Below are 13,587 nucleotides of genomic sequence, written 5' to 3'. Positions count from 1 at the left end.
CTCAACTCGCGTGCTGCTCCCGCCACTTACGGGCGATCTCGTCGATGTCGAACGGTACGAGATTGAGCGGCGGACCTTCGAGCGGCGTACGGAGCGCCGCGCGGATCCGATCGTTGACCGCCGTCAGAATGCGGCGCAGCGCCGCTTCCGAGGGGGCGTCGGCCGCCTTCTCCAGGGCGTCCTCGGCCTCCTTGCGGAGGGCCAGGCTCGGCGGCAGATAGGAGAGGTGCTCCCGGCTCATCTTGTCCTTGACCCACCACAGCTCGTCATACGGCTGGTCGAGGTGGGCGAGGGGCTTGCCGATACCGGGGAGATTGGCGAACTCGCCGCGCTCCGTCGCCTCACGGATCTGCCTGTCGACCCAGGTCTCGAAGTCGACACCGGGTGGTTTGCGCTCGGTCATCGTGTGAGTCTCCCGAGGTTCAGGGGCCGTCGGCCGGCCCTCTTCGGGTCGGCGTCCGCGGCGCACGGGTGCCTGTCTTCACGGTAGCGCGGGCCCGGGGCGGACGGGCGGGCGGTGGCCCGCGTCCGCTCAGCCCACCGCGCCGGGACCCGACTCCGCCGGAGCGGTGCCGGTCCGGCTGGCGGAGCCCTGGCCCGTGCCCGTCGGGCTGGGCTGGACCACCGGGAAGGCGTTGTTGCCGCCGCACACCATCGGGCCGACGCGGATACCCGCGCCCACCAGGGTCACCGTGACCTTCCCCGGAGGCATGTTCCCGGGCACCCGGGCGTTGGCCGCGGTGCACACCAGCTGGTTGAGCGAGGCGGAGTCCAGCAGCTTCGCATTCATCGGCAGGGTGATCACGACGGTGCCCTCGCCCGTGTCGGCGGTCAGCCGGCCGGGGAATTTCGGCAGCACGCTGGAGAGCCCACGCATCCGCTCGGCGTGGTTCGGGCCCTCCATCAGCAGCGAGATGGCCTGCTCCGGATCGACCGGGGCCTTCGCCGGCCGGGTCGCGGAGCGCAGCCCGGACGGGCCGTAGAAGAACAGCTGGACATCGGCGGCGGGCTGGCCCGGCGACTTCACACCGCTGGCGGGCTCACCGGCGTCGATCACATCGGTGGGCGCGATACCGCAGCCGGCCAGCGCACCGGCGAGCGCACCGGTCAGCACGCCGCCCAGCACGCGCCGCCGGGCCCGCACCGCGCGCAGGGCGTTCTGGGCGTTCGTGGCGCTCATGCGTGGTTCTCTTTCCCGGCATCGGGACGGGCGCCGTCCCGGCCGTCTTCCGCGGGCTGGTCCCCGGCCGCCCGCTCGTCGTGGCGCAGCGGCAGTTCCACGGTGAACACCGCACCGCCCTCAGGGGAGTTGGCGGCGCGCAGGGTGCCGCCGTGCAGCCGGATGTTCTCCTGCGCGATGGCCAGACCCAGGCCGCTGCCCTCCGACCGCGCACGGGCGGAGTCCGCCTTGTAGAAGCGCTCGAAGACATGCGGCAGGACCTCGGGGTCGATGCCGGGGCCGCTGTCGGAGATCTCGATCAGCAGCCGGTCGGCGCCCGGCTCCGGGGCGTGCAGCAGCACCCGGACCGGCTCGCCGCCGTGGTGCAGGGCGTTGCCGACCAGGTTGGCGACCACCACATCGAGCCGCCGCGGGTCGAGCCTGGCCCGTACGTCCGCCGGCAGTTCCGCCGCCACCCGCTTCTGCCAGGCCCTGGCCTGCAGCGTCTTACGGATGGTCTCGGCGACGTCCACCTCGTCCAGATGGAGCGCCGCGGCCCCCGCGTCGAACCGCGAGACCTCCATCAGGTCCTCCACCATCCGCGCCAGCTTGCCGGTCTCCTGGCTGATCAGCCGGACCGCGGAGGCGGTGTCGGGGTCGAGGGAGTCGGCGTCCTCGTCGAGCACATCGGTGACCGCGGTCATCGCCGCCAGCGGCGTCCGCAGCTCGTGCGAGACATCGGCCGCGAACCGCCGGGAGTTGGCCTCCAGGCGGCGCAGCTCGGCCATGCTCTCCTCCAGCCTGGCCGCCATGTCGTTGAACGTCCGTGACAGATCGGCGAGTTCGTCGGCGCCCTTGACCTCCAGCCGGGTGTCCAGCTTGCCCTCGGCGATCCGCCCGGCGGCCTGTCGCAGTTTTCGTACGGGCCGCAGCACCCCGCGCGCGGCGAGCAGCGCCGGGATCACGGCGAGGATCAGCACCGGCAGCGCGCCCCGCTGAGCCGCGCTCACCAGCGCCTCGACATTGGCTTCCTCGGCGCTCAGCGGGAGCTGGGCGTAGATCGACAGCGCGGAGGCCTCGCCGTCGGACTGCCGGACCGGCATCCCGATCAGCAGCCAGGGGTCGCCGCCCCGGTCGATGCGCTGGAAGGCCGGCACATGGCGCTTCTCCACCGACTCCTTGAGGTCGGCCGGTATCACCACACTGCGCTGCAGCCCACCCTCGTCACTGTCCGGGACGCCGCTGTAATGTACGGAAATATCCCATTCGCGAGACTTGCCCGAGCGCTCCAGCTGGACCCGGAAGAAATCCAGGTCCGCCTGGGTCGGCGGCACGGTGAGCTCCGGCGCCAGCGAATTGACCTGCGCCCGCAGATCGTTGACCGCGATGTCCTGGGAGCGCTGGAGAATGGCGTTACGGGCCTCGCGGTAGGTCAGCAGCGCGGTGGTCAGCGCGCTGATGGTCGCCACCACCAGGAACCCCACGACGAGCCGGGCCCGCAGGCCGCGCAGCACGGTGCGGGTCGGCACCCGGCGGCCGAGGCGGTTCACAGGGGTCCGAAGCGGTAGCCGAAGCCACGCACGGTCTGGACGTAACGGGGGCTGCGCGGGGTGTCCTCTATCTTCGTCCGCAGCCGCATCACACAGGCGTCGACCAGCCGCGCGTCGCCGTGGTAGCTGTGCTCCCACACATGCTCCAGCAGCTGCTGGCGGCTGAAGACCTGCCCCGGAGTCGCGGACAGGAACAGCAGCAGCTTCATCTCCGAGGGAGCCAGCGCCAGATCCTGGCCGCCCTTGGCGACGACCAGCCCGGCCCGGTCGATGGCCAGTTCGCCGTACGTCTCGACCGGGGCGGGACCCGGCTCCGCGGCGGCCGGCGCACCGTCGGCGGGCAGCGCGGTACGGCGCAGCACCGCACGGATGCGTGCTTCGAGGACCTCGCCACGGGCCGGCTTGACGATGTAGTCGTCGGCCCCGGCCTCCAGGCCGAGCACCACATCGAGATCGTCGCCACGGGCGGTGAGCATGATGATCGGCAGCTGCCGCTCGGCGCGGATCAGCCGGCAGACCTCGAAGCCGTCCTTGCCGGGGAGCATCAGGTCCAGCAGCACGATGTCGGGCCGGAAGGCCGGCAGCGTCTCCAGGCCCTCCTCACCGCTCGCCGCGGCCGCCACTTCGTGGCCGCGCCGCCGCAGCGCGAGGGTCACTCCGTCCCGTACGGCGGCGTCGTCCTCGATCAGAAGTACACGTGGCATGGGTCCAGTATCAATAAGTTTCATGATGGATCCGTAACAGGAGCAGCCTGCCCGATCCCTGGCGCATCTGTCGTGGTGCAGGGCGGCGCGTGCAAAGCACCCGCCGCCTGTCGGTACGCACACGAGCACGGTATGAGGGACGGGGTCGGGATGGCACGGCGCTTCGGCATCGAGGGCGGCATCATCGGAGTGGCCGCGGCGGCAGTGGTGTCGCTCGCGGTGGCGGGGGCGCTCGCCTTCGCCCAGCCCGGAGGCACTCCCAAGGCCGAGGCGGACACCGTCGACTCCGCCCGGCAGCGGCCCGAGCGGGCACCCCGTATCGCACCGGTCGACCCCTCCATCGTGCACGCCTCGGACCGCCCCGGCCGCAGCCTGAACATCACCATCGACGACGGACCGGACCCGGTCTGGACCCCGAAGGTGCTCGAAGTGCTGAAGAAGCACAACGTCAAGGCGGTCTTCTGCATGATCGGCCCGCAGGCCAAGGCCCACCCGGACCTGGTCAAGCAGGTGGTCGCCGCCGGGCACAAGCTCTGCGACCACACCACCAGCCACAACACCGGCATGGACCACCAGTCGCAGAGCTACCAGTCGCAGCAGATCCTCGACGCACAGAAGATGATCGAGGACGCGGCGGGCGGCGCCACGGTCGAGTACTACCGCGCCCCGGGCGGCGCCTTCACGCCCTACAGCCGGCAGCTGGCCGCGGACCACGGCATGCGCCCGCTGGGCTGGAACGTCGACAGCAAGGACTTCGAGGGCGGCAGCGTCGAGATGATCGAGGCGACCGTACGCGGTGAACTCTCCAACGGCCCGACGGTCCTCTTCCACGACGGCGGCGGCAACCGCTCCCGCACCGTCGAGTCGCTGGACCGGCTGCTGCCGTGGATGCAGCAGCAGGGGTACGGGTTCGGGTTCCCGCAGCGCTGAGGCTTAGCGGCTGCCCGGCGGATCAGCTAAGGACACGCCCCGGGGCATCCGTCTGGAAGTGCTGCGGCCGTCGCATCCCGGCTCCCCGGGAGCGACGGCCGCAGCAGCACGGCACCGCCGTCCGCGCACGACCGTCGCCGCGCGCCGCACTCCTCGGGCCGCTCTCCTTATGCCGCTTTCCCGGCGTCGGCTGTCCTCACGCCGCGCCGAACAGCTCCGCGAGACCGCGCTCCATGCCGAGATGCGCCGGCTCGCCACCCGCCGGCACCGCCTCGTAGGAGCGGGCGAGGAACTGCCGCACATCCGCGGTCTTCAACTGGACCATGGCGATGCCCTCGTCCGCGTGGAACTCCATCACCGTGCGGTCCGGGCCGGACGGCCGCACCCGTACATCGCCCCGCCCGGCCGGCATCCGCAGCCCCTCGTCCAGCAGATCGCGGGCGAACGCCCAGTCCACCGCGGAGCCGTCCAGCGAGATCTCCGGCGGGAAGGACATCCGCACCGCCAGCGGATCGGCGGGCTGATAGTGCAGCACCGCGGGGACCGCGTGCGGGCCATGGGTGGTGGCGATGAGGCGGACCTGGACGGCTTGGTCGATGGCGGTGTTCATCGCGCTGCTCCCTCACGGCTGCCGGGTCATGGGCAATGGCTCGTCCAGTAGGACGGTGTGCCCGCTCTCGCCGTGCACGCGACATGTATGTGATGTATCTCATATTGACGGCGACCGGCCGGCGCCCATGGCGAGGCGCCGCTACGGGAGTTGCGCCGGCATCTGCACCGACTCCCCGGGGTGCATCAGAAACTCCTCCACGATTCCCGGAGCCGCCGCCGCGGCGAAGGCGGGAGCCTCGGTGGCCGCGAGGTCCGGAATGCGATAGCCGCCCTCACCCGCCGCGACCGCCGCGGTGAGCGTCACCAGGCCGGACCGGCGGGTGAACGGCGAGGTGGAGAACGTCCAGGCGGCGACGGCCTCACGCCGAAGGGCGAGGGTGTCCCGGCTGAAGGTCCCCGAGCGGGTGACCAGATACCGGCCGTGCACGCCGTGCCCCAGACTGCGGTACGCGTCCCGGGCCAGCCACAGCACGAGCGGGGTGGTGACCACCGCGTAGATCCAGGCACAGTGCAGCAGTACGGGCGTGAACGCCGCCCCGAGGCCGGCCAGGACGGCGGTGCCCGGCAGCACGGCGAACAGCAGACCGCGGACCCGGCGGCGGCGCAGGGCGGTACGCGGGTGCGGCGCCAGCGACAGGGGTGACCGGCTTCCGGGGAAGGGTGCGCGCAGCGCGCCGTCCGCCACCCGCAGTGCCTCCGGCCGGGGCGCCGGCGGCAGCAGTCCGCTGCGCTTGCGGTTCTCCTCGCGGTTGCCCAGGCCGCCGGCCACCGCGCGTACGACGGCGCCGCCACCGGCCCGCAGCAGCAGCGGCTCGCGCAGCAACACGCCGGACAGCCGGGCGCTTTCGATGGTGACCGAGCGGGTGGTGAACAGCCCGCGGCGCACCCGCAGCGTGCGCGCGTCGGTCCACTCCAGGCAGTAGTTCCACCAGTTCTCGACATAGAGGACGGTGGCGCCGGCCGAGCCCAGGGCGAGGATGACGAGCAGCGCCGCCGGGATCGTCAGCCAGAGCGCGCTCGCGCCGAATTCCGCGAACGCCCGCTGGACGAAGCCGAGTTTCCATGCCTCGATGCCGATGCCGTCCAGCACCCGGTAGACCGATCCGGCCGCCACGAACACCCCGCCGATGACCCAGAAGGTGAGCGGTGCGTAGCGCAGCCAGCGCCAGTTGATGCGGGCCACCACGGGGTCGTTCGCGACCGCGTCGGTGTCGGCGTACGCGAGCAACTCCGCGCGCAGCCGCTCCGCTTCGGGAACCGTGAGCGCCTCCAGCGACAGCTCACTGCCGCCGTCGCCGGAGCCCGCCGTACCGGCGCGCAGCACGGTGACGCCCAGCAGCCGGTGCAGCGGTGTCGCCGTCAGATCGACGGTGCGGATGCGGTGCAGCGGCACACTGCGCAGCCGGCGGTTGAGCAGCCCGCTCCGTACGTCCAGGGTGGCGGGGGCGCCTCCCGCGCCGCCGGGGCGGTGGGGGACGGTGACGCGGAACTCCGTACGCGCCCAGCGGATCAGGCCGATCGTGGTGACGACGGCGAAGGAAGCGGCGATGGCGGCGAGCGTGATCCAGGCTCCGGCCGTGATCCGGCCCCCGGTGGCCAGCGCTGTCAGCGCTAGCGAACCGAGCGGCGCTGCCATCCAGCCGCAGTGCACCAGCAGCGTGCGCGGATCCAGCCGGCGCCACTGCGCCGTGTCGGACGGGGCGGCGGGTGCGGCGGTGGCGTGCGGAACGCCGGGCGCGCCGGGGTTTGTGCCGGGCATCTCGGGAGGCAGTGGCGTGCTCATGCGGCGTCACCCGGTACGTCCTGCGCGGCCTCGCCGATCATCCGGGACAGCTCCTCGGCGTCCGCGTCGGACAGTCCGGCGATCTTGATGTCGCCCGCGGTCGAGGCGGTGGTCACGGTCACCGTCGCCAGCCCGTACCGCCGCTGGAGCGGCCCGCGCAGGGTGTCCACCGTCTGCACCCGGGACAGCGGCGCGATCCGCCGCTTCTGCCAGAACCAGCCGCCCGCCGCGTAGACCGCGCGCTCGCCCAGCTCCCATGCGTGCACCGCATACCGCCACCGCGGCATGGCCACGAGATAGCCGACGGCCGGCAGTACGAGCACGACCAGCAGCAACGGCCCCAGCCACGGCAGCGCACCGGGGAAGAAAAGTATGGACAGGACCGCCATGGCGAGCGCCGTGAGCAGCATCGGACCGCTGAGGGTCAGCAGCGCCTGGACCGTCCACCAGCGGCGGGCCCGGGGATCGACGCGGTGGCGGGGTGGGCGCAGGAGCGGGGCGGCGTGCTCGGGCATCAGGGTCACCGGTTTCCAAGTCAAGCGTATTGAGTAGCGGTACGTTATAACGGTACAAGCGACTTGTAAAAGCGGGCAGGCCCCGAAACCGGAGCCATGCGCAAGGGGCCGCGTACTGATGAAGGAGGTCGTCCGTGCCCAAGAAGGTGGACCACGAAGCCAGGCGCCAGGAGATCTCCGAGGCGTTGTGGCGGATCGCGAGCACCCGCGGGCTGGACGGCGCGAGCCTGCGCGATGTCGCCGCGGAGGCCGATATCTCGCTCGGCCGGCTGCAGCACTACTTCCGCACCAGGGACGAGATGCTCCTCTTCGCCCTCCGGCACATCAATCAGCTGGCCGCCCGCCGGATCCGCGAGCGCATCGAGGCGCTCACCGAGCAACCGACCCCGCGCGAGGTGCTGCGCGCCTGCCTGTCGGGCATGCTGCCGCTGGACGACAAGAGCCGCACCGGCCTGCTGGTCGGCGCCGCCTACTACTCCCGCGCCGTACACGACGAAACCCTGCGCGCCGAAGCCCGGGACGGCATCCCCCAGCTCCGCGCCTTCTTCGCCGACCAGCTGCGACTGGCCGCGGAACGCGGCGAACTCCCCCCGGAACGCGCCACCGAGGACGAGGCGATGCTGCTGATCAGCGTGGCCGACGGGCTCGCCGGCTACGTCCTGCTGGATGTGCACGCGCCGGAGACCGCGCTACGGCTGCTGGATCTGCATCTGGCGAATCTGTTCGGGACGGGGGAGACGGAGGGAGTGGGAGAGAAGGAGGAAGTGGGGGAGACGGAGAAGAGGGGGGAGGCGGGGGAGACAGGGGAGGCAGAGGAGCCGGGGGAGTCGGCCGGCTTTGGGGGCACCCCGGTGGTCAACTCACGGCTCGCCCCAGGGCTCACCCCACGGCTCACCCCCGAAGAAATGCCGGCACCGCCTTCACCCGCCGGTGACCGTCCGGAGCCGGCGGCGGATCGAGCTTGAGCAGAACGCTCGCCATGCGCTTGGCGACCGCGGCATCCGTGACGACCGGCGCACGCGAATTCGCCGCGTTCGAGGGCCCCTCCGGCATCAGCCCCTCCGCCATCGGCGCCGGCACCTCCCGCTCCCGGGCCGTCAGCCGTCCCAGCTCCTCGGTGAAGGTCTGCTCGACGTAACGACTCAGGATCAGTACCGCCAACGACGGCTGCCGGGACCGGAGTTCACGCGTGACACGCAGGCCCTCGTCCGAGAACCCCGGCGGCATCCGTACGTCCACAACCGCCACCTCCGGCCGGTGCTCCTCGACCGCGGCGATCAGCGACCGCGCATCGCCGACCGCCGCCAGGACCGTGTGCCCGAACCGCTCCAACAGGCTGACCGACGTTGAGCCCCAGCCTCCGCGCAAGGGGATCTGGAGACCTACGCCTCGCGCAACAGGGCGGCGAGATCGGCCTCGACATCCAGATGCCGCGCCTCGTCGCCCTCCGCGACGATCCCGTACGACCGGTCCAGGAAGCTCCGCAGATCCTGCCCGTCGAACTGCACCACCGCCATCCCTACCGCGGTATGGAACTCCACCACGACCGCTTCGGAGCCGCTCGGCCAGATCTGTACATCGCCCGCCCCGGCCGGCTCGCGCAGCCCCTCCGCCAGCAGGTCGCGCCCGAACGTCCACGCCACCTCCACCCCGTCCAGGGAGGCGACGGGCGGAAAGACCAACGTCACCGCGAACGGGTCGGCACGGTCGTAATGCAGACTCGCCGGAATCACCCGCGACCGGGGAGTGATCGCGATGAGACGGGCCTGAACGGCTTGGTCGATGACGCTGGACATCGCCGGCTCCCTTGCATTCGGTGCGGATATCCGGTGCGGACATTCGGTGCGGATTCTTGGGTCTACGACCACTAGGACGTGCAGGTCATTGCGCCAGGTGCATTGGATTCCCACGTGACCTGCGTCACGGGCCATTGAATGTATGCATATGCCCTCTTTGCTGTGCGCGGTCAGTCCGAGCAGTGTGAGGGATCGGCCTGCAGGGGCTTCACCTGACAGGCCGTCAGAGGCGGGGGCGGCGGCCTGGACGTGCCGGCCGGGCTGGGCTAGCTTCCACCGCACAACACGAGCGGGGTGGGGCGAATGCGGCGCACGGGACGCCAGTTGGGCATGTCCTTGTTCTCGGGCAGGNTTCCACCGCACAACACGAGCGGGGTGGGGCGAATGCGGCGCACGGGACGCCAGTTGGGCATGTCCTTGTTCTCGGGCAGGGGCACGAGCAGGGTCACGGACACAACCAGGGATACGAGCTGGACCGTGCCCAGGCGCAGGGCCACGCGCTGGATGGCCATGGCTGCCATGGCTGCCATGGCGACGGCGCTCACCACGATGGCCGCCGCCCCGGCAACCGCCGCCACCACCACCCCACACGCCGCCGGCTGGCACCTCAAGGACAGCGGCAGCACCGCCCGCTTCCGTGGCCTGGCGGCCGTCAGCCGTACCACCGCCTGGGTCGCCGGTACGGCGGGCACCGTGCTGCGCACCCACGACGGCGGCAAGCACTGGAGCGATATCTCCCCGCCCGGTGCCGGAGCGCTGGAGTTCCGCGACATCGAGGCGTTCGATGCGCGTCACGCGGTCGTCCTCGCGATCGGCGAGGGCGAGGCCTCACGCGTCTTCCGCACCGACGACGCCGGCGCCACCTGGACCGAAAGCTTCCGCAACACCGACCCACGAGCCTTCTACGACTGCCTGACCTTCTTCGACCGGCGGCACGGCATCGCCCTCAGCGACCCCGTCGACGGCAAGTACCGCATCCTGTCCACCGGGGACGGCGGCCGCAGTTGGCGGGTACTGCCCTCGGACGGCATGCCGCCGGCCCAGAACGGCGAAGCCGCGTTCGCCGCCAGCGGCCAGTGCCTGGTCTCCTCCGGCAGCCGTGACGCCTGGATCGCGACCGGCGGCGCGGCCACCGCCCGCGTACTGCACACCGCCGACCGCGGCCGTACCTGGTCGGTCACCGACGCCCCCGTACCGGCGGGCGACCCGGCGCGCGGTGTCTTCGCGCTCGCCTTCCGCGACCGCACCCACGGCCTGGCGGTCGGCGGCGACTACCGCCCCGACCAGTCCTCGCCCCGCGCCGCCGCGGTCAGTGACGACGCCGGCGCCACCTGGGCGGCGGCCGCCGAGCCCCCGAAGGCATACCGCTCCGGCGTCACCTGGCTCCCGCACTCCCGGCGGCTCGCCCTGGCCGTCGGCCCCTCCGGAAGCGATCTCACGCTCGACGGCGGCCGCACCTGGCGCACCTTCGACACCGGCTCGTACGACACCGTCGACTGCGCCCCGGACCTGGGCTGCTGGGCCGCTGGTGAGCGGGGCCGGATCGCACGACTCGAACCGTGAGGCCGGCGCCGGCAGCTCGGCGAAGGCGGGCCGGGCACGGCATGCACTTCCACGCACCCCGCCCACGGATCGCCCGCTGATGGACTCAACGGCTCGCTCAAGGACGGAAGGACCGGAAGGACTCAAGGACGGAAGGACCGGAAGGACTCAGGGACGGAGGAGTGACGGGCCCACCCCTCCGCCTCCGCTCAGTCCATCAAGCTGCCGAGCCGCCCCTCCAGTACGACCAGCAACTCGCTCAACCCCTCGGACAGTTCCTCCTGCCGCTGGTCGCCGATGCCGTCGAGCAGCGACGCCTCGTACCGCAGCTGTTCGGGCAGCAGCCGGTCGATGGTCTCGCGCCCCTCGTCGGTGAGCGAGAGATGCGCGACGCGGCGGTCGCGGTCGTCGGGCCGGCGGGCGATCAGCCCGCGCTCCTCCAACTGCCGCACGCGTTTGGTCACCGCGGCACCCGAGGCGAAGGTCTCGCGGGCCACCCGTCCGGGGGTCAGCTCACGGTCCATCCGGCGCAAGGTGCCGAGGATGTCGAACTCGGGACGGGTGAGCCCGGCCCGCCGCAGCGGCGCATCGGCCGCCTGCTGGAGCAGCGCGGAACAGCGGTTGAGCCGCCCGATCACCGCCATCGGGCCGGTGTCCAGCCCGGGGTGTACCTGCTGCCACTGGCGCAGCACCCCTGCGACGATGTCCTCGGTCACCCGCACTCTCCTCTCGACCATGCCGTACGCCCCCAATTGTGCCTGCCATAGGGTGTGCCGGCCGCCGCGTCGGGCGGGCGCGCGGGTCAGGCGGCCAGCGCCGGTGCCGAGAGCCGGCGGACGAGGCCGGCCAGCGCGCGATGGCCCTGCTGCTCGGCGCGTGCGATCCGCTCCTCCGGGAGGGCGCGCTGCCACCACTCACCGGCCGCCACCTCCACGGCCTCGCGGAGCTCGATCAGACTGCCGGCCAGCCGGTCGCGGGCCCAGCCGGTCTCCAGGGCGTCGTCCGCCCCGGGCACCGGCTGCGCCGCGAGCAGCCGGAGCGCGGTGGCCTCGGCCTCCGCGACCCGTGCCAGGGCGGTTTCGATACGGCCGGTGGCCCGCCGGTTGGTGACCAATACGCAGCAGGCCAGGCCCACCGTGGCGCCCACAACGGTGTCGATCCAGCGGTCCGCGATCAGCGTCTCCGCGGGCCGATGACCGCCGAATTCCGTCAGCAGCAGCGCCATCGGCGTGACCCACACCGAGCCGAGCCAGTAGTTGCGGGTGATGCAGGCCTCCGCGCCGAGCTGGAAGGCCAGCGTCAGCGCGATCATCGCGAGCTGCCCGGTGTGGATCAGCGGCAGCAACGCGGTGAACAGCAGCAGTCCGAGCAGATTGCCGATGGTGCGCTGTAGCGCGCGCTGCCAGGAGAGGGTGGTGTTGGCCTGGTAGATCGAGGCCGCGGTGACCACGGCCCAGTACGGATGCCCGACGCCGACGGCCATCGACGCCCAGCCCGCCAGCAGACACCCGACAGCGACCCGTGCGCCGATGGGCAGCAGCGCCGACCCGGGCGCGAGCCGGGCGAGCACCGCCCGTATCCCATGCGGTCGCCCGGGCGCGGGCCGCCGCAGCCCGGGCGCCTCGGCGTCCACGCCCACCCGCTCATCGGCGCCGATGCCCAGCACCTCGGTGGCTTCGATGCCCAACAACTCCTCGGCCTGCGCCGCCGAGAGACCGGCCTCGGGCAGCGGGCGCCCGCTACGTACGTCACGAGCCCAGGCAGCGAGCCGGGCGGCTTCGGTGGTGGTGGTGGCGGTGGCGGTGGCCGTGGGGGTGGCCGTGGGGGTGGGGTTGGCGTAGGCGGTGGCGGTGGCGGTGGCGGTGGCGATGGCGGTGGCGATGGCGATGGCGTTGGCGTTGGCGGAGCTTCTGCCGTAACGGTCGTCATATCCGTCAGCGGTGGCCTGGTTGCCATGCAGCCCCGTGCTCTCCCCGTTCCCCCCGCTCCCCAGCGCCGACTCGGCCCGTATCAGCAGACGTTCGAGCCGGGCCCGCGCCGTGGCCTTCGCAGGGGTGCGCGCCGGGACCAGGAACAGCGTGTGCCAGGCCGCGTTCACGGCGGCCGCGGTGGCATGCCGGGCGTGCGCCACCCCGGTCGATTCCACGCCGCCGGCGCCCGATTCCGTACGCAGCAGCCCGGCGGCGGCCTCTAGCGCGCGGGCGGTGGCGATCCGCTCCGGCCCCTGCGGCCGGACCAGCGACGGCGCCATGCACACCAGCCAGGCGAGGACCCCCGTGCCGAGCGCCAGCGCCACGTGCTGGGGCACCTCTCCCAGGCGTTGTGGCACGAAGAACGCCGACGCGGTGATGAAGGTCAGGATGAGGTTCCCCGGCGGGCCGATACGTGTCGCATCGCAGAGCATTTTGTGGACCGCGGCGATCAGCGAGGCGAGGACGACGAGCAACGCGGTCGAGGTGGTCAGCGATGCGGCGGTCAGCGCGATGCCCAGGCTCGCGACCATGCCGAGCACCACCCACGGCAGGGTGCGGGCTCGGGCCGCGTACGGCAGTCCGTGCGCATACAGGGCGCACATCGCCCCGGCCGAGGTGTAGAGGATCAGATCCAGCCGGCCCAGCGCGAACAGTGTGAGGTCGGGGATCGCCAGGGCCGCGACCGCGCTGAGCGCGGGCTTGTGCCAGATGTCGACGGGTCGGCGCAGTCGCACGGTGCTCTTGATCGGCAACGGTCGGGTGCGCACCGGTCGGGCGCGCACCGCGCTTCCCGGCGCGGCTTTCCCTCGCTTCTCGACAGGTTTGGCGTGCTTCCCCATACGAGAAGATTAGCAGGTGTTTTACTCGTAAAGAATATGCCGGCATCGCGCCCGGGCCAGCCCCACACAAGCACCCGGGATCTGCTCTCTACCCACGCCCTGCGGCAGCTTTCTGCACGCACCCTGGCTCGGCCCATGGCCACGCCCTGGGCCAGGCCCCGCCCACGGGAGAGCGACAATGGCC

Annotated in this window: 14 protein-coding genes; 3 read left to right on the top strand and 11 right to left on the bottom strand. The window is 72.0% G+C overall.

Features of this window, described 5'->3' with window-relative positions:
• Position 1: 1 nt before the first annotated feature.
• From DY245_RS02900 to DY245_RS02885, 4 genes are all read right to left on the bottom strand, one after another.
• Positions 2–403, bottom strand: a complete 402-nt coding sequence (locus DY245_RS02900; RefSeq protein ID WP_128503111.1) for a DnaJ family domain-containing protein — start codon at positions 401–403, stop codon at positions 2–4.
• 129 nt (positions 404–532) lie between these two features.
• Entirely contained in the window at positions 533–1,180 is a 648-nt protein-coding gene (locus DY245_RS02895; protein ID WP_128503109.1) for a GerMN domain-containing protein, read from the bottom strand.
• Positions 1,177–2,709, bottom strand: coding sequence for an ATP-binding protein (locus DY245_RS02890; RefSeq protein WP_128503107.1), 1,533 nt, complete (start codon positions 2,707–2,709; stop codon positions 1,177–1,179). The genes DY245_RS02895 and DY245_RS02890 overlap by 4 nt, the downstream gene beginning before the upstream one ends.
• Positions 2,706–3,413, bottom strand: coding sequence for a response regulator transcription factor (locus tag DY245_RS02885; RefSeq protein WP_128503105.1), 708 nt, complete (start codon positions 3,411–3,413; stop codon positions 2,706–2,708). The genes DY245_RS02890 and DY245_RS02885 overlap by 4 nt, the downstream gene beginning before the upstream one ends.
• A gap of 150 nt (positions 3,414–3,563) precedes the next feature.
• Between DY245_RS02885 and DY245_RS02880 the strand changes: the two genes are divergently transcribed.
• Positions 3,564–4,343, top strand: a complete 780-nt coding sequence (locus DY245_RS02880; RefSeq protein ID WP_128503103.1) for a polysaccharide deacetylase family protein — start codon at positions 3,564–3,566, stop codon at positions 4,341–4,343.
• A 196-nt stretch (positions 4,344–4,539) separates the two neighbouring features.
• On the opposite strand, the gene ssgD (DY245_RS02875) is transcribed toward DY245_RS02880, so the two are convergent.
• From ssgD (DY245_RS02875) to DY245_RS02865, 3 genes are all read right to left on the bottom strand, one after another.
• A complete protein-coding gene (gene ssgD, locus DY245_RS02875; protein ID WP_128503101.1) occupies positions 4,540–4,953 on the bottom strand; it encodes a spore wall synthesis regulator SsgD in 414 nt (137 codons plus the stop codon).
• 141 nt (positions 4,954–5,094) lie between these two features.
• Complete coding sequence (locus DY245_RS02870) at positions 5,095–6,738, bottom strand: PH domain-containing protein (protein WP_128503099.1); 1,644 nt, start codon at positions 6,736–6,738, stop codon at positions 5,095–5,097.
• On the bottom strand, positions 6,735–7,253 hold the full coding sequence (locus DY245_RS02865) for a PH domain-containing protein (protein ID WP_128503097.1): 519 nt from the start codon (positions 7,251–7,253) through the stop codon (positions 6,735–6,737). Before DY245_RS02865 ends, DY245_RS02870 begins: the two co-directional genes overlap by 4 nt.
• Positions 7,254–7,387: 134 nt before the next feature.
• Between DY245_RS02865 and DY245_RS02860 the strand changes: the two genes are divergently transcribed.
• Positions 7,388–8,218 carry a TetR/AcrR family transcriptional regulator gene (locus tag DY245_RS02860; RefSeq protein WP_244942795.1) on the top strand — a complete coding sequence of 277 codons (831 nt, stop codon included), beginning with the start codon at positions 7,388–7,390 and terminating at the stop codon, positions 8,216–8,218.
• Here the strand turns inward: DY245_RS02860 and DY245_RS02855 are convergent.
• Together DY245_RS02855 and ssgD (DY245_RS02850) are read right to left on the bottom strand one after the other, a co-directional pair.
• On the bottom strand, positions 8,145–8,588 hold the full coding sequence (locus tag DY245_RS02855; protein WP_244942798.1) for a response regulator: 444 nt from the start codon (positions 8,586–8,588) through the stop codon (positions 8,145–8,147). The two genes, DY245_RS02860 and DY245_RS02855, sit on opposite strands and share 74 nt — an antisense overlap.
• A gap of 47 nt (positions 8,589–8,635) precedes the next feature.
• Positions 8,636–9,049, bottom strand: a complete 414-nt coding sequence (ssgD, locus tag DY245_RS02850) for a spore wall synthesis regulator SsgD (RefSeq protein WP_128503095.1) — start codon at positions 9,047–9,049, stop codon at positions 8,636–8,638.
• A gap of 504 nt (positions 9,050–9,553) precedes the next feature.
• Here ssgD (DY245_RS02850) and DY245_RS02840 point away from each other — a divergent pair.
• On the top strand, positions 9,554–10,612 hold the full coding sequence (locus DY245_RS02840; RefSeq protein WP_128503091.1) for a beta propeller repeat protein: 1,059 nt from the start codon (positions 9,554–9,556) through the stop codon (positions 10,610–10,612).
• A gap of 188 nt (positions 10,613–10,800) precedes the next feature.
• Here the strand turns inward: DY245_RS02840 and DY245_RS02835 are convergent, their stop codons facing one another.
• Entirely contained in the window at positions 10,801–11,307 is a 507-nt protein-coding gene (locus tag DY245_RS02835) for a MarR family winged helix-turn-helix transcriptional regulator (RefSeq protein ID WP_128503089.1), read from the bottom strand.
• Positions 11,308–11,393: 86 nt separating this feature from the next.
• Positions 11,394–13,298 carry an FUSC family protein gene (locus tag DY245_RS02830; protein WP_244942794.1) on the bottom strand — a complete coding sequence of 635 codons (1,905 nt, stop codon included), beginning with the start codon at positions 13,296–13,298 and terminating at the stop codon, positions 11,394–11,396.
• Between the last annotated feature and the right edge of the window lie 289 nt (positions 13,299–13,587).

Origin of the sequence: Streptomyces inhibens (assembly GCF_003389455.1) — a bacterium.
GTDB classification, from domain to species: Bacteria; Actinomycetota; Actinomycetes; order Streptomycetales; family Streptomycetaceae; genus Streptomyces; species Streptomyces inhibens.
Note: the sequence above shows the minus strand (reverse complement) of the source record. Positions and strands in the feature narration are given on the sequence as shown.